17 protein-coding genes are annotated in these 16,453 nt (G+C 34.6%); 8 read left to right on the plus strand and 9 right to left on the minus strand.

All coding sequences use genetic code 11. The features are described 5' to 3' along the window. Positions 1-111: 111 nt before the first annotated feature. The 4 genes from E0F98_RS00235 to E0F98_RS00250 all read left to right on the plus strand — a co-directional run bounded on the left by E0F98_RS00235 (position 112) and on the right by E0F98_RS00250 (position 3,543). Positions 112-588 (plus strand): Fur family transcriptional regulator, encoded by a 477-nt coding sequence (locus tag E0F98_RS00235; RefSeq protein ID WP_132109315.1) that lies wholly within the window; start codon positions 112-114, stop codon positions 586-588. A gap of 60 nt (positions 589-648) precedes the next feature. Next, on the plus strand, positions 649-1,920 hold the full coding sequence (locus tag E0F98_RS00240) for an adenylosuccinate synthase (RefSeq protein ID WP_132108065.1): 1,272 nt from the start codon (positions 649-651) through the stop codon (positions 1,918-1,920). An 80-nt stretch (positions 1,921-2,000) separates the two neighbouring features. Further along, positions 2,001-2,582, plus strand: coding sequence for a GDP-mannose pyrophosphatase NudK (gene nudK, locus E0F98_RS00245; RefSeq protein ID WP_132108067.1), 582 nt, complete (start codon positions 2,001-2,003; stop codon positions 2,580-2,582). Between the two features lie 25 nt (positions 2,583-2,607). Further along, entirely contained in the window at positions 2,608-3,543 is a 936-nt protein-coding gene (locus E0F98_RS00250; RefSeq protein ID WP_132108069.1) for a DMT family transporter, read from the plus strand. A gap of 39 nt (positions 3,544-3,582) precedes the next feature. Here E0F98_RS00250 and E0F98_RS00255 read toward each other — a convergent pair whose 3' ends face one another. The 3 genes from E0F98_RS00255 to E0F98_RS00265 form a co-directional block, all read right to left on the minus strand. Continuing rightward, the gene (locus E0F98_RS00255; protein ID WP_132108071.1) at positions 3,583-4,221 is read right to left on the minus strand and encodes a peroxiredoxin; all 639 of its coding nucleotides are present in this window, start codon (positions 4,219-4,221) and stop codon (positions 3,583-3,585) included. A 71-nt stretch (positions 4,222-4,292) separates the two neighbouring features. Then, complete coding sequence (locus E0F98_RS00260; protein ID WP_132108073.1) at positions 4,293-5,522, minus strand: MFS transporter; 1,230 nt, start codon at positions 5,520-5,522, stop codon at positions 4,293-4,295. A gap of 25 nt (positions 5,523-5,547) precedes the next feature. Beyond that, positions 5,548-6,459: an AEC family transporter gene (locus E0F98_RS00265; RefSeq protein ID WP_132108075.1), complete on the minus strand. Its 912-nt coding sequence runs from the start codon at positions 6,457-6,459 to the stop codon at positions 5,548-5,550. Between the two features lie 187 nt (positions 6,460-6,646). Between E0F98_RS00265 and meaB the strand changes: the two genes are divergently transcribed. Beyond that, positions 6,647-7,735, plus strand: a complete 1,089-nt coding sequence (meaB, locus tag E0F98_RS00270; RefSeq protein WP_132108077.1) for a methylmalonyl Co-A mutase-associated GTPase MeaB — start codon at positions 6,647-6,649, stop codon at positions 7,733-7,735. A gap of 47 nt (positions 7,736-7,782) precedes the next feature. On the opposite strand, the gene E0F98_RS00275 is transcribed toward meaB, so the two are convergent. From E0F98_RS00275 to E0F98_RS00285, 3 genes are all read right to left on the minus strand, one after another. Further along, positions 7,783-8,013, minus strand: coding sequence for a hypothetical protein (locus E0F98_RS00275; RefSeq protein ID WP_074721236.1), 231 nt, complete (start codon positions 8,011-8,013; stop codon positions 7,783-7,785). A 73-nt stretch (positions 8,014-8,086) separates the two neighbouring features. Beyond that, positions 8,087-8,995, minus strand: a complete 909-nt coding sequence (locus E0F98_RS00280; protein WP_132108079.1) for a prohibitin family protein — start codon at positions 8,993-8,995, stop codon at positions 8,087-8,089. A gap of 77 nt (positions 8,996-9,072) precedes the next feature. Continuing rightward, the gene (locus E0F98_RS00285; protein WP_132108081.1) at positions 9,073-10,455 is read right to left on the minus strand and encodes an MATE family efflux transporter; all 1,383 of its coding nucleotides are present in this window, start codon (positions 10,453-10,455) and stop codon (positions 9,073-9,075) included. A gap of 231 nt (positions 10,456-10,686) precedes the next feature. Between E0F98_RS00285 and E0F98_RS00290 the strand changes: the two genes are divergently transcribed. Further along, complete coding sequence (locus tag E0F98_RS00290) at positions 10,687-11,235, plus strand: hypothetical protein (protein ID WP_132108083.1); 549 nt, start codon at positions 10,687-10,689, stop codon at positions 11,233-11,235. A gap of 51 nt (positions 11,236-11,286) precedes the next feature. Here the strand turns inward: E0F98_RS00290 and E0F98_RS00295 are convergent, their stop codons facing one another. Next, positions 11,287-12,165: a PPK2 family polyphosphate kinase gene (locus E0F98_RS00295; protein WP_132108085.1), complete on the minus strand. Its 879-nt coding sequence runs from the start codon at positions 12,163-12,165 to the stop codon at positions 11,287-11,289. 134 nt (positions 12,166-12,299) lie between these two features. Between E0F98_RS00295 and E0F98_RS00300 the strand changes: the two genes are divergently transcribed. Next, on the plus strand, positions 12,300-13,136 hold the full coding sequence (locus E0F98_RS00300) for a DUF6929 family protein (RefSeq protein WP_132108087.1): 837 nt from the start codon (positions 12,300-12,302) through the stop codon (positions 13,134-13,136). A gap of 18 nt (positions 13,137-13,154) precedes the next feature. On the opposite strand, the gene E0F98_RS00305 is transcribed toward E0F98_RS00300, so the two are convergent. Then, positions 13,155-14,027 carry a L,D-transpeptidase gene (locus E0F98_RS00305; RefSeq protein WP_132108089.1) on the minus strand — a complete coding sequence of 291 codons (873 nt, stop codon included), beginning with the start codon at positions 14,025-14,027 and terminating at the stop codon, positions 13,155-13,157. Positions 14,028-14,211: 184 nt separating this feature from the next. Between E0F98_RS00305 and E0F98_RS00310 the strand changes: the two genes are divergently transcribed. Next, the gene (locus tag E0F98_RS00310; RefSeq protein WP_132108091.1) at positions 14,212-14,928 is read left to right on the plus strand and encodes a 3-ketoacyl-ACP reductase; all 717 of its coding nucleotides are present in this window, start codon (positions 14,212-14,214) and stop codon (positions 14,926-14,928) included. Positions 14,929-15,054: 126 nt separating this feature from the next. Here the strand turns inward: E0F98_RS00310 and mtaB are convergent, their stop codons facing one another. Next, positions 15,055-16,383, minus strand: a complete 1,329-nt coding sequence (mtaB, locus tag E0F98_RS00315) for a tRNA (N(6)-L-threonylcarbamoyladenosine(37)-C(2))-methylthiotransferase MtaB (protein WP_132108094.1) — start codon at positions 16,381-16,383, stop codon at positions 15,055-15,057. Positions 16,384-16,453 lie beyond the last annotated feature (70 nt).

The following is a 16,453-nucleotide window of genomic DNA, read 5'->3' on the forward strand; positions in this document are numbered from 1 at the left end:
TATTAAAGATCGCTATAATTGCGTCATTTTTGTTTCAAAAATCACAAATTGTGTCCTTATAAATTCTTAAAGTTGAGAACTATTAGAATAAATGATTTACCTTTGCCAGATATGACACTCATTTCCACAGATAACAATAAAAACCAAGAAATTGTAAAAAATGTTTTTACAATGTATCTTGAAAAAAAAGGGCACCGAAAAACTCCTGAACGTTATTCCATCCTTCAAGAAATTTATGAAAGTGAAGAACATTTTGATATCGAGAATCTGTATATCAAAATGAAAAACAAAAACTACCGTGTCAGTAGAGCTACCTTGTACAATACAATCGAGTTATTATTAGACTGTGCATTGGTACGCAAACATCAGTTTGGTCAAAATCAAGCGCACTATGAAAAATCATACTTCGACAAACAACATGATCATATTATCATGACTGATACTGGAGAGGTGATTGAGTTTTGCGATCCAAGAATACAAACAATCAAAAAAACAATTGAAGAAATATTTGATATTGAAATTACAAATCACTCCTTGTATTTATATGGAGTTAAGAAAAAACCAGTATCAGAAACAGAAATAGAATAAAATACGAACCGCTTGAAAGAGGTTCAGATAATAAATAATTAACTGCAAATAATAAACAGAATGACCGTAGATTTATTACTAGGATTACAATGGGGAGATGAAGGAAAAGGGAAGATCGTAGATGTTCTTACTTCAAAATACGATATTATTGCTCGTTTTCAAGGTGGCCCAAATGCTGGACATACATTAGAATTTGACGGAATAAAACATGTCCTTAGAACAATTCCTTCCGGGATTTTTCACGACAATAACATTAATATTATTGGAAATGGCGTTGTAATCGACCCAGTTGTTTTTAAAAGTGAAGTTGACGGTTTAGCTAAATTTAATTTAGATATTAAATCGAAATTAATCATTTCAAGAAAAGCACATTTAATTTTACCAACACACCGTTTACTAGATGCAGCTTCTGAAGCTTCAAAAGGGAAAGCTAAAATTGGTTCTACTCTTAAAGGAATTGGACCAACTTACATGGACAAAACGGGTAGAAACGGAATCCGTGTTGGAGATATCGAACTAGAAGATTTCAAAGAAAGATACAGAGCACTTGCTGACAAGCATGAAGCGATGATTGCATTTTATGATGTAAACATTCAATACAACCTAGCAGAACTTGAAAAAGAATTTTTTGAATCTATCGAAGATTTGAAAAAACTTGATTTTATTGATAGTGAAGAGTATTTACACCAAGCTCAAAAAGCAGGGAAATCAATATTATGCGAAGGAGCTCAAGGTTCATTACTAGATGTAGATTTTGGTACATATCCATTTGTAACTTCTTCTAACACTACTGCTGCAGGAGCTTGTACAGGTTTAGGAATTGCTCCTAACAAAATCAAAGAGGTTTATGGAATTTTCAAAGCTTACGTTACACGTGTAGGTAGCGGACCATTCCCTACTGAACTTTTTGATGAAGATGGTACTACAATGGCTCGCGTAGGAAACGAATTTGGATCTGTTACAGGAAGACAAAGACGTTGTGGATGGTTAGACTTAGTAGCTCTTAAATATGCTATTCAAGTAAACGGTGTTACACAGTTAATGATGATGAAAGGGGATGTACTTTCAGGATTTGAAACTTTAAAAGTTTGTACTGAGTACACTTATAAAGGTAAAAACATCGCTCACTTCCCTTACAACATTGAACCAGAAAATGTAACTCCAGTTTACAAAGAATTCAAAGGGTGGAAAGCAGATTTAACTGGTATGACAACATATGATGAATTACCTGTTGAACTAAAAGAATACATTGACTTTATTGAAAAAGAAGTTGAAGTTCCTATCAAAATTGTCTCTGTAGGGCCAGATAGAAAACAAACAATTACTAAATAAGATTAAAAAACGCTCTGAAATTTCAGAGCGTTTTTTAATTGTAAAAATATTTATTTCAAAAGCCTATAAAAATCATCCTAATGCACGATCCGCAAATAAAAATAAAACAAACCGATTTACTTTCTGATAATTGGTACCTATTAAACAAAGTCACTTTCGACTATCAAAAAAACGACAACAGCTGGATTACTCAAAAAAGAGAAGTCTATGATCGCGGAAATGGAGCGGCTATTTTACTTTATAATTCGAAACAAAAAACAGTAATTCTTACGAGACAATTTCGTTTACCAACCTATTTAAATGGTAATAAATCAGGAATGATGATTGAGGTTTGCGCTGGACTTCTGGATCAAGATAATCCAGAGCAATGTGTAATTAGAGAAACAGAGGAAGAAACAGGATATCGCATTACAAAAGTCGAAAAAGTAATGGAGTCCTATATGTCTCCTGGTGCCGTAACCGAAATTCTGCACTTATTCGTTGGTGAATATGACGAATCTATGAAGGTAAGTGATGGCGGCGGTGTCGAACAGGAACAGGAAAATATTGAGGTTATAGAAATGTCTTATGACGATGCCTACGCAATGATTGCATCTGGCGAAATTAAAGATGCTAAATCAATAATATTGCTGCAGCATGCCAAAATAAACAAGCTCGTTTAAAACCATTTATTTAGAATTAGAGAATATGAATAACCAGACAAAAGGCGTTTTATTCGCCTTATGCGCTACCCTACTTTGGTCAGTGAATTTTGTAATTGCCAGCGGAATAAAAGGCCATATTCCTCCCGTAGGATTAGCTTTTTGGAGATGGGCAATTGCTTCTATATTTTTAGCTCCTTTCGCACTGAAGAGCACTATCAAAAGTCGAGATCTAATAAGGAAGAACATTCGTTTTCTTGCTATCACAGCAGTTCTTGGAATCACCATCTTCAACACTTTAATTTATTTTTCGGGAAGAACAACTTCTGCTGTTAACTTATCTTTAATTGCTATCTCGATTCCTTTGTTTATTGTGGCGCTATCTCGAATTGCTTTTAAAGAAAAGGTAAGCACTACAAAAATCATTGGAATCGCAACAATCATATTGGGTGTTTTAATACTAATTACAAAGGGTTCTTTACAATCTTTGTTTCAAATACAGTTTGCATTTGGTGATTTACTAATGTTGTTTGCTTGTATTTTCTTTGCGAGTTATACCATTTTAGTTCGAATGAAACCAAAGGAATTATCGCCCAAAGTCTTTCTCTTCACTGTTTTTACTTTAGGAACACTTTTCCTTTTTCCATTTTATCTTTGGGAACACATTTATTATCAAAAGGTTGTTTTTGACTCCACAACTATCTTTGCCACAACATACGTTGGTATCTTCGCATCACTGGTTTCTTATTATTTATGGAATGAGGCTATTACATTAATTGGCACTCAAAAAACAGCAGTAATCTATTATTTAATACCAGTATTTAGTGGAATATTAGCCTATTTTTTTCTGAATCAGAATATTATTCTGAGCCAAATCATAAGTATGGGCATCATCGTTTTTGGTTTGTTGATTACCAATAGAAAAAAAAGTATTCTTCCCGTCACACTCTTTATGAGCATAAAAAAAAGTATAATAAAATAATTTTCATTATACTTTTCGAATATTAAAATACTTACACTTTTATTTATTAGGCTGCGGAGTCATTCTCAAATAAGTTTTTATTTGCTGATATCCTTTTGGAAACTTCGCTGGAATATCATGGTCTGCAACTGAGGTCGAAATCACAACTGCATCACCATCTTTCCAGTTTGCTGGAGTTGCTACACTATAATTAGCTGTTAATTGCAAACTGTCAATAACACGCAACAACTCATCAAAGTTCCTACCTGTAGATGCGGGGTAAGTGAGCGTTAATTTTACTTTCTTGTCAGGTCCAATAATAAAAACAGAACGAACAGTGAAAGTTTCGCTTGCATTGGGATGAATCATATCATAAAGATTTGCAACGGTCTTATCTTCGTCTGCAATAATTGGGTACTGCATAGTAACATTTTGAGTTTCCTCAATATCTTTAATCCATTTCAAGTGCGACTCAAGTCCATCCACACTCAATGCAATTACTTTTGTATTTCTTTTTTCAAATTCAGGGAAATAATTAGCTACAGTACCTAATTCGGTGGTGCAAACGGGAGTAAAATCAGCAGGATGCGAAAATAACACACCCCAGGAATCTCCAAGCCATTCATGAAAACTCACATTCCCCATTGTTGTTTCCGCCTTAAAATCTGGAGCAATATCTCCTAATCGTAATGTTGCCATGTTTACTATCTTTTTATTTCACCTAAGTTAGTTAAAAAAAAATCCCTCGACGAGCAAATTCAAAATAAAAATTAGCTACCGCTTCGTTTCATTTTTACATTGGGTAAAAAATAGGTAAAAACACCTAGCAAAGGCAGAAAAGAACTGATTTTGTAAACATATTCTATACTCGTTTGATCAGCCAAATAGCCCAATACAGCTGAACCTAAACCTCCCATTCCAAAAGCAAAACCAAAAAATAACCCAGAGATCATACCCACTTTACCGGGCGTCAATTCTTGTGCATAGACTAATATTGCTGAAAATGCCGAAGCAATAATAACTCCGATGATAACTGATAATATTCCGGTCCAAAACAAATTGGCATATGGCAAAAGCAAGGTGAATGGCGCTGCTCCTAATATTGAAACCCAAATGATGTACTTTCTTCCAAAACGATCGCCTAAAGGTCCGCCAATTAATGTTCCCGCTGCAACAGCAGCTAAGAAAACAAACAAATGAAATTGCGACTCTTGAATGCTAAGTCCAAATCTTTTCATCAAGTAAAATGTGAAGTAGCTGGACATACTAGACATGTAGAAAAATTTCGAAAAGATTAAAAGCAACAATACTCCTATCGAAATTTTAATTTGTTTCTTCGAAAAAGGAACTCTGTTTTCCTCATCAGCTATTTTCTTTGAAGCTCTTAAATTCAAATGATTCTTGTACCAAGTGGCAATCTTAGACAAAAGGAACATCCCTACAACACCCACTAATACAAACCAAATGATATTCGACTGACCATAAGGAGCCACAAGTATAGCGACCAATAATGGTCCGATGGCGCTACCGCTATTTCCGCCCAACTGAAAGATGGATTGTGCTAAACCTCTTCGCCCTCCAGAGCCTAAGAAAGCAACGCGAGATGCTTCGGGATGAAAAATGGAAGAACCAACACCTACGAGAGAAACCGAGACTAATATCATCCAAAAATGTGTTGAATAAGATAGTAAAGCCAATCCAAAAATGGTAAATACCATAGCGATTGTTAAAGAATAAGGCTTTGGTTTTTTGTCAGTATAAAACCCAATAAACGGCTGAAGTATTGACGCTGTCAGCTGGTAAACGAAAGTAATTAATCCAATCTGGGTAAAACTTAAATCAAAATTTTCTTTAAGAATTGGGTAGACAGACGGAATCACAGACTGCAATAAATCATTTATTAAATGAGCAATAGCAATAGAAAACAGAACAGAATAAACTGTTTTTTGAACTAAAGCAGGATTGTCTGATTTTAAATCAGAATTAGAAATCGTATTCATATTGGAATAAAAAAATAATAAATAATTAGATAAAATGAAGCACTAAATACCAAAATGCTAAGGTAACGAAAGAAATAGGGATGCCAAAACCAATCATCATGCTACTTAAACGAGGTTTTAATCCATTTGTAGTAGCAAGTATACTCGCAGCTATCATTGGTGCCATTGCTGACTCCATGATGGCGACTTCAATCATTTTAGAATTTTGATTTAAAATAACAACGTATAATAAATAAACTATAAGCGGCATCAAAAGTAATTTATAGAAGAGTCCGAGACCTAAAAACCGCCAATGCTGACTTCTACTTTCAAAACGCAATTGCAAGCCTACCGAAATTAATGCTAATGGGGTAACTCCGCTTCCTATTTTTTGTAAAACATACTGTATCCATTCCTGGAAATCAAAATCAAATACGTTCATCACACAGGCTACAATAAAAGTGACAAAAGGTGGAAAAAACATTATTTTCTTCACAATCTGAAAACCACTCGCTTCGCCCTTAGAATACAAAGTCGCTACTAGAACACCAAAGGTCGAAAGCACCACAAAAGTTCCCGGTTGATCTACTAATATGGCTGTTTTCAACCCTTCTTGACCATATAACGCTTCAATAATGGGAAAGCCTAGAAAGGAAGTATTCCCAAGACCTGCTGTTATGATCAAGCAGCCTGTAAGTTTCTTAGACCAACCGTATTTATTTCCTAAAAATCGAAATAATAAAAAAGACAACGCAAACCCAATCCATGCCACTCCAATAGGATATAACAACTGATTATTCCAATGCACTTTAGGGATGTAAAACAATGCCAAAGCCGGAAGACAATAATAAATTACAATCTTGTTTATTAACCTATAAGTGTTAGTCGGGAATCTCTTAATTCGTTGCAATGCAATTCCAAGAGTTAGATAAAAAAAGATAAGTAGAAAGTTAATCATAATGCAACAAATATATTGACTAATTAACTAGTATCACTTGGTACTGCTCTAAAAATTTAAAATTACAATCAACTATTTCACCACATTACAAATTCGATGAGATTTGACAATTTATTCTCTTTAAAAAGGGGATTAAATTCTAATAATTCATGTTTAAGTACTAATTTTACTAAAATGATTGTAAGCTTTGGAAAACGAAAAAATAAAAAATACCGCCCTTAACGAGAAAGCTGGAATTTCACCACCAGAAATTTTTAGTGCGGCTGTTGTAAAAAATATTCAAAAATTCAGGAAAGTTCAACCTTCCTCAGAAGAGCTGGTGCAGGGAATTTTATCGGGCAATATAACTGCTTTAAGTCGGGCCATTACTCTGGTCGAAAGCACAAATCCTGATCATTTGGCCAAAGCCAATGAAGTTATTAATGCCTGTTTGCCTCACGCAAACAAATCAGTTAGAATAGGAATAACCGGTGTTCCCGGTGTTGGAAAAAGCACCTTTATTGAAGCCTTTGGAAAACATTTAACTGGATTAGGAAAAAAAGTCGCCGTTCTGGCCGTTGATCCAAGCAGTACGATTTCACACGGAAGTATTCTAGGCGATAAAACCCGGATGGAGGAATTAGTCAAAGACGAAAACGCTTACATACGTCCTTCTGCTTCAGGAGACACATTAGGTGGTGTAGCCCGAAAAACACGGGAGACAATTACACTTTGTGAAGCTTGCGGATTTGACACCATCATAATAGAAACAGTAGGCGTTGGTCAGAGTGAAACTGCGGTTCACAGCATGGTCGATTTCTTTTTGTTATTAAAAATTGCCGGAGCCGGTGATGAATTGCAAGGTATCAAGCGGGGAATTATGGAAATGGCTGATGCGATTGTCATCAATAAAGCAGACGGTGATAATATTCGAAAAGCAAAACTCGCGAAAACAGAATTCAACCGAGCGCTTCATTTATTTCCGGCAAAAAGATCAGGTTGGATTCCCACAACTGCCACTTGCAGTGCCATAACCCAAGATGGAATTCCTGAGGTTTGGGAAACGATTTCTAAATTTATCGAACTCACAAATGGCAACGATTATTTTAATGTAAAACGTTCCGAGCAAAACGAATATTGGATGCTAGAAACCATCAACGAACAACTGAAACTAAATTTTTATAATAATTCCGAAATTCAAACTTTATTGGAATCCAATAAAAAAGCGGTGCAAAATGATGAAATTTCACCATTTGCAGCCGCTCAAATATTGTTAGAAAAGTATTTTAAAGGATAAATCTAATTGAAAACTCACCTAGATTTACTTAAATGTATTACAAAAGCTTACTCTTTCTCGTAACGTTCCATTTCTCTATCATAGAATTCGTTAGCCAAAACTATTAGGCCTTCCATTTCGGCATTCAATTCCCCTTCATCAAGATCTTCAGCTTCTTCAATAAATTCAACCTCATCGTCTTTAAGGTTGATGATGAATCTTGGATAATCTAAGTGAATGATAAAAATATCTTCTTGAAAATCAGTATTATCGCCTAGTAAAAATTTTGGTAATTCCATTTATAAATGTTAATTCATTAATTGCTAAATCTATTGCCACGATTAAATCAATAACCGTGGTCGCAAATATAATCTATTTATCAGAAAGAATGATTGAAGAACTTCCTTTAGCATCCATAAAAATAATTTTTGTGTTAGGTGATGCCGCTAGTTCTTTTTGTGCTTTTATGGATTCATATTGCAATTGTTTTGCTGATAAACCAATACCAATAATTCTTTGATAATCAGCAATACCTTGTGCCTCCACTCTTTTACGTTCTGCTTCTTGTTTCTCCTTTTGAAGCACGAAAGTCATTTTTTGCGCATCTTGTTCTGCATTAATTTTACTTTCTATGGATGCTTTTACTGAGGCTGGAAGATTGATGTTTCGAATTAATAATTGCTCTAAAATCAAACCTCTTAATTTAAAATCAGCTTCAATAGTTTTAAAAATACGATTTTGAAACTCCACTCTTTTAGTAGAATATAAAGCTACGGCATCATAATAAACTGCGTTATCGCGAATGCGCGTACTAGTAACTGGTCGCACAATTTTATCTTTATAACTCACCCCGATTTCTTTAAAAATAGTTGGAGCATCTTCAGCCGATACACGATATAAAACCGTTAAATCAATGATTACTTCAAGCCCGTCATTTGACAATACTCTAATTGCATCATCTCCTTCTATATCTCCTTCAGACTTCGAGGAAGACATGGTGTAGTTTTGAGTTCGAATATCAAAAATGGTTACATCCAAAAGCGGATTAATAACATTAAGACCACTTTCGAGAATACCCGGCTCCACATTTCCGTATAAGGATTTTACACCCACCGTACCAGCATCAATTTGCTTAAATGCAGCGGAGAATATCCCTCCTACAATTAATAAAATCCCGATAATTTTAAATAAACCTGAAAATTTTGAAAGTGGGTTATGATCTGTTTTCAAAGTAAAACTCATAACCACTAAGATTATGCCCAGAATAATAAGTACTATCATGTATTTTAAATTAGGATGCTTATTGCCAAATTAAGAACAACAAACGGATTAGAAGTGATAATAATGTTAGGATAACATTATTGCATAGATTTCTCTAAAATTAACTTTTTTGTTAATCGAGAAAAGCGAATATACAAAAATAATGCGGCAAAAGATAATCCTACCAGTAATCCTATCCAAATTCCAATAGCCTTCAAATCAGTATACAATCCTAGATAAATTGATATTGGAAAACCTACAACCCAATAAGCGACAAATGTAATATACATTGGCACTTTCACATCCTGTAATCCTCTTAAAGCACCTAGAACGACCACTTGAATTCCGTCAGAAATTTGAAAAAATGCTGCCACAAATAGCAGTTGGGAAGCTATTAAAACAACTTCTTTTGTCTCAACTACATGTTTTATATCGTTGACATCAACAAATATTTGCGGTAGATATTTGTGAAAAACTATAAAAATAATAGCAAATACCGTTTCTAGAAGGATGGCTAATAAAAATATGGATCGCGCCACAAGTTGCATCTTCACATAATCCATCAATCCTTTCTGGTTTCCAACCCTAATTGTTACGGCCACACTCAAACCCATTGCAAACATAAAAGTTAAAGAAGCTAAACTCAGCGCAATTTGATTTGCAGCCTGGCTGGTAGTTCCTAAAACTCCAGAAAGCCAGATTGCCCCAGTAAACAAAGCTACCTCAAAAAACATTTGCATCGCCGAAGGTAATCCTAAGTTGATAATCTTGTTAAGCATTTTTTTCTTGATTTCTTTCAAACTGAAATTTTCAAAATAGGCGTGGAATTTTGGATTTTTAATCATGATGTAATGCATAAAAAACACCATCGCAATACGAGAAACAATAGTACCGATTGCAGCACCCACAATTCCCATTTTTGGAAAAAACCAAATCCCATAAATTAAGAAATAATTTATAACTACATTAATAATATTCCCCATGATAGTAGCCCACATAGAATATTTAGTTTCTGACTTCCCATCAGCAAATTGCTTGTAACCCTGAAAAATAATAAGTGGAACAAGTGAGAATGCAACGATATCGAGATATGGTTTTGCCATTTCCACCACAATTTCTGGTTGCCCCATGAATGCGATTAAAGGTTTAAAAAAGAATATTATCAAAAATAAGGTCATCCCTAAAATCGTGCACAAAAATAGCCCGTGATGCAATACACTTCTTCCCTCTTCAATATTGTTCTTTCCATCAGCCTCTGCAGCCAGTGGAGTTATGGCCGTAGAAAAACCAATCCCTAAGGACATGGCTATAAAAACAAAACTATTCCCTAAAGAAACCGCTGCCAATTCTGTTGGTCCTAGTTTCCCTACCATAATATTATCTACGATTCCAACAATTGTATGACCAAGCATTCCTAAAATGATTGGATAAGCTAATCTTAGATTATAAGAAAACTCCTGAGTATATTTCGAAAAATTCACTTTATTTTTTTTTTAACGGCAAAGATAATTAGAAGCTTTCGATTGTGCCTGTTTTATTCAACTAATAAGCTTTCTTATTTTATAAAATTTTCCAAAATGCCCGAATTATATAAGGAAATCAAATAATTCTATAACTTTTCAAGGGGAGCATCAATATACATTTGCACCGGTCATCAAAACAACAACAATTACACTGATGGCGTTAAAAACATTAATATTAAAACCCAATTTATGAAAACGACAACAAAAATTAAAACACTACTTGTATTAGCAATTGCTACTTTTTTCTCAAATACAACATCTGCACAAGACACTCCAGCAACAAATTACGATCAAGGATTCCGTTTAGGTGTAGGTTTAAACGCAGGATACGCAGTAAACGATCCATACAAATTAGCTTTAGGAGCAGATGCAAGATTACAATATGATTTGACTAAAAGATATTCGCTTACTTTAACAACAGGTTTTACTAACTTATTTGTAAGTGAAGCTGATGGAAGCGATTTAGGTTTTATTCCAGCAAAAGCAGGTTTTAAAGCTTTCGTATGGAATGATCAATTTTATTTAATGGGAGAAGCAGGTGCTGCTTTTGCAGTAACAAACGGTTACAACAAAACTTCTTTGTTATTAGCTCCAAGTATTGGATATGCTACAAAATATGTTGATATTTCATTACGTTACGAGCACTATTCTGATTTTGCAAAAGTGAACAATGACGGAACAACTGGAAAAGGTGTTGGACAAGCGGCTGTGCGTTTAGCTTATGGTTTCCAACTATAGTAACATTTAGAATTAGTTACGAAAAATGCTCTGGAATCCAGAGCATTTTTTTTATTCTTTCGCCAAAATTTCTTTGTACATTTCTATATTTTCCTGCAGTTTATCTTCCATTTTAGGTTCCTGAATATCAGTATACTTCTGCATTTCTTCCCAAATAATTTTAGCCACAATATAACGACACATCTCTTTATCATCAGCAGGGATTACATACCAAGGTGCATACTCCGTCGAAGTATTATTTATTGCTTCTTCATAATAATGCATATAATCATCCCAACGTCCTCTTTCTTTTAAATCGCCAACTGAGAATTTCCAGTTGTGTTTTTTCTCCTCTAAACGGCGCAATAAGCGTTGTCTTTGCTCCTCTTTACTCATGTGTAAAAAGAATTTAATCACGATCGTTCCATTTTGAGTTATGTGTTTTTCAAAATTCTTGATTTGCTCCATTCTATTTTCCCAAAAAGTTTCAGTAATCGATGAGACCTCTTCAATCCCCGGTAAGTTTTCATTGAGAATATATTCAGGATGTACCCTTGTAACTAATACATTCTCATAATGTGTTCTATTGAAAACGGCAAATTTACCTTTCTCTGGCAAAGCCAAATAATGACGCCACAAATAATTGTGCTCCAGCTCGGTGGAATTGGGTGTTTTAAAACTATGAACCACAACTCCTCTTGAATTAAACTCTTTAAAAACTTCCCGAATCAAACTGTCTTTACCCGAAGTATCCATTCCTTGCAGACAAATTAAAACCCCATATCGATTGTGGGCATACATGGTATCCTGCAAATCACTTAATTTCTCACGGACATTATCTAATTTATCCTCTTTTTTATCATCGCTTGCTCCAATATCTAAGTTTGTTGGAAGTTTTGACAATTCTATCTTATTAACTACTTTAAAATCTTCAGGATTAATTGATTTCATAGGGATTTTTTTATCTTTACTTTCTCAAATATAACAAAAAATCAGGATTTTTCTTAATGATTTTTTAGAGCTTTTTCCAGTCTCGCCTTTAGGACGAGACTACAATCCAGGCTTTACGTTTTCAACATCAAACTATGAAAAAAATTACATTAGAATTATTTACAACGATTATCGGTCTTGGTTCTGCATCTGGGCTTTTCTTCCAAGGTAATTTTCTCTATTTAATAGGAGATAACAGTGGCTTTCTATATGAATACAACATTGTAGATTCCAATCTTAAAAAATATCCACTTTTAGAAAATCCAAGTCAAAACATCCCTAAAAAGGACAAACCCGACTTTGAATCGCTAACTCATTTTGGAGATACGCTCTATGTTTTTGGCTCGGGCTCCACCGCAAAAAGAAATGCGATGATCGAATTCGATTTAAATACAAGAAAAAAATCAACGACTAACAATCTGGTTGATTTATATGCGGTAATGCAGAGTTTTGGCTATATCAATCCTGAAGATTTTAATTTAGAAGGCGCAATTTATGATGGTGAAAACTGGTATTTCTTTAATCGCGGAAATGGCAGCAGCAGTAAAAATGTTATTTTCACACTACATGCCAAAAAATTAAACGAAGAATTTAGCCTTCTCTCTAATGATTACAAACTCCCAAAAATAAAAGGAGTTCGCACTAGTTTTACCGATGCCATTCTGGTTGACAACAAAATTTATTTCTTGGCTACAGCCGAAAACACCATCTCTACTTATGATGATGGCGAAGTCTTAGGAAGTATTATTGGCCGAATAGACTTGGAATCCATGAAAATAGATTTTACCAAAAAAATTAGCCCCACAAATAAATTTGAAGGGCTAACTTTATATTCTCAAAACGAAAATCAAATTCAGTTTCTACTATGCGAGGACAAAGACACAGATACTTTAGAAAGTACGATCTACAAACTAAGTCTCGAACTTCGTTAAAAACACAAAGCCTAATCCCTATAATTTAGCGGTCTGAACTTGCTGTCTGTTCTGCTGTTCTTTTAGGATATCGTTTAGGAACGGCATCGTCTGTTCCTTAATTTCATTTTCTGAAATATCCAAAACTTTTGGATTAGAGGCTAGCTGCAACCATGGTTTAGGCGCACTAAAATCATAATCACCAAAAACAATCACGGGAGTTCCTTTTACCTTAACTGTTTCTGAATCTGCTAGTTCCCATTCATCAGCCCATTTGTACATAAATTTCGCATCGTTCTCCTGCATTCTCAAGCAAGAATGAGAGGCGGGATATCCTGGCAACTCATACTGATGCCATCCTACGCCTAGTTTATTTTCGATGTTAAAATTCCAACGTAAATCCCATTCATCATTAAATGTGCTTGTAGTTTCCTCTGCTTTCCAGTTTGTAAAAGACAAGCCTCTTGGCGTTTGATCTTTCTCTCGCCCCATATTTGTAGGTCCTGAATATACTAATTGTCCTTTTTCATAAGCGGCAAATGTTTGCGTAGGATACGAGAAAAAGACGATCTTTTTTATCTCCTTTAAGTACGGAACCGTCAATGGAAACGGAAGATAAAATTCTACATCTCCGCTTACATCCTCAGGAACGATAATCGAATCCATCTTCTTTAAATTAGTCGCATCGGTACGATTTACTGCGTATGCTATTTTTAGTGCTTTAGAATTGGTAGCATTTTCGGCTAGCCATTGTTTGGTCTTTTCAATTCGATAAGATACATTTTTAGGCTCTTGACGTTTAATAACTGGTTCACTATCTACGCTATCATTATTTTCCACATCACCTTGTTGCTTGCATGATACTAAAAGAATCATGACAATAATATTCAAAAGAAGGGCTATTTTTTTCATAGTTATTATTTTATACTACAAACATCATCAATTTGTTAGGCCAAAGTGTTACATAATTATTTGAAATGTTTATTTAATTCCAATATTAGAAGCCAGCGGAAATTAACTTTTATTTACTTTATGTTCTGCCAATAAAAAAATACAATGCCTTAACTTTGCTGATACTAAATAAAAATTGAACACAATGACTGACTTAAAAAATAAAAATGCGCTAATTACAGGTGCTGGAAAAGGAATAGGAAAAGCAATCGCAATTGCATTGGCTAAAGAAGGTGTAAATGTAATTTTAGTTGCTCGTACGCAATCTGATTTAGACGAGGTAGCTAAAGAAGTTAATAATCTTGGAGTAAAATCATTGACGCTTACCGCTGATGTTTCTGATATTTCTTCAGTAAATACAGCAGTAGCAGCAGCGTTAGATAAATTTAAAACGATTGACATATTAATCAATAATGCCGGAATTGCAGCTTTTGGAAAAATTTTAGAAATGGAGCCTACAGCTTGGGAGCGTATCATTCAAGTGAACTTAATGGGAACTTATTATACTACTCGTGCAGTATTGCCTAATATGATCGAAAGACAAACTGGAGATATCATTAACATTTCTTCGACTGCAGGATTAAAGGGAAATGCATCGACTAGCGCATACAGTGCTTCTAAATTTGCCGTACTGGGACTAACAGAATCCCTGATGCAAGAAGTTAGAAAACACAACATTCGTGTAACCGCTTTAACGCCAAGTACCGTAGCTACTGATATGGCCAAAGACTTAAAATTAACTGACGGTAATCCTGAAAATGTAATGCAAGCAGAAGATGTAGCTGAATTAATAATAGCTCAGTTAAAATTAAACCGACGCGTATTTATTAAAGAATCAGGGATCTGGTCAACAAATCCATAATACTTGTCGAAAGACTGATGAGAAATCATCACTAAAAAAAAACCATTAAGAGATTAAGTTCATTAAGTTTTAACTTAATTTTCTCAATCTCTTAATAGTTTAATAATTTAAATTATCTTGCTATTCTTAAACTTTAACCGCTACAAATTCCATTCGCACACTTCCATCAGTATCAATTGTAGTCAAGTTAATTTCATGCAAAGTATTTACCAATTCTGGATTCCATGGTGTTTTTACTTTCACGTAGTTCTCCGTAAAACCATGAATATATCCTTCTTTATTTTCACTTTCGAAAAGAACTGTTCTAGTACTTCCCAACTGACTTTCATAAAAAGCGCGACGTTTTTTTACCGATAATCCGCGCATCATTTTACTTCTTTTCACACGGACATTCTCAGGTACCACACCATCCATATCTGCAGCTTCTGTATTATCCCGTTCAGAATACTTGAAAACATGCAAATAAGAAATATCCATTTCATTCAAGTAACGATATGTTTCTAAGAAATGTTCATCCGTTTCACCAGGGAATCCAACGATAACGTCCACACCAATACAGGCATGAGGCATTACTTCTCTAATTTTATTTACTCTCTCAGTATATATTTCACGCTGGTACCGACGTTTCATCAATTTCAAAATATCATTACTTCCAGACTGCAACGGTATATGAAAATGCGGTACAAAAGTTCTACTTTTCGAAACAAATTCAATAGTTTCATTTTTCAATAAATTAGGTTCGATAGACGAAATTCGCAAACGCTCAATCCCTTTCACTTTGTCTAATTCCTGAACTAATTCTAAGAAGGTATGTTCGTGCTTTTTGTTTCCAAATTCCCCTTTTCCGTAATCTCCAATATTCACACCTGTAAGGACAATTTCCTTGATGTTTTGCTGCGAAATCTCGTATGCATTTTTCAAAACATTGTTTAATTCATCACTTCTAGAAATTCCTCTAGCAAGCGGAATCGTACAATAAGTACATTTGTAATCACAACCATCCTGCACTTTCAAGAAAGCGCGTGTTCTGTCACCTATCGAATAACTTCCTACATAGAAATCAGCATCAGCGATCTCACAAGAATGTACTTCTCCAAAATCGTTTTTGGACAAATCATTGATATAGTCGGTAATTTTAAATTTTTCTGTAGCGCCCAGAACTAAATCAACTCCATCAACGGCAGCTAATTCTTCTGGTTTCAACTGTGCATAACAACCCACAGCGGCCACAAAAGCTTTATCATTAAGTTTCATTGCTTTCTTAACCACTTGCTTGAACTGCTTGTCGGCGTTTTCAGTAACGGAGCATGTATTGATTACATACATATCAGCGACTTCTTCAAAATCTACACGATCGAAACCTTCGTCTTCAAAGCTTCTCGCAATAGTCGAAGTTTCTGAAAAATTCAGTTTGCAACCAAGCGTATAAAAGGCAACTTTTTTTCTGTTTTCCATAGGGATAAACTACGTTTTTAGTAGTAACTTATTATATTTACATCTTTGTAAAAAGAGTTTGCAAATTTAC

This window comes from Flavobacterium hiemivividum, from assembly GCF_004349145.1.
Classification (GTDB): Bacteria; Bacteroidota; Bacteroidia; order Flavobacteriales; family Flavobacteriaceae; genus Flavobacterium; species Flavobacterium hiemivividum.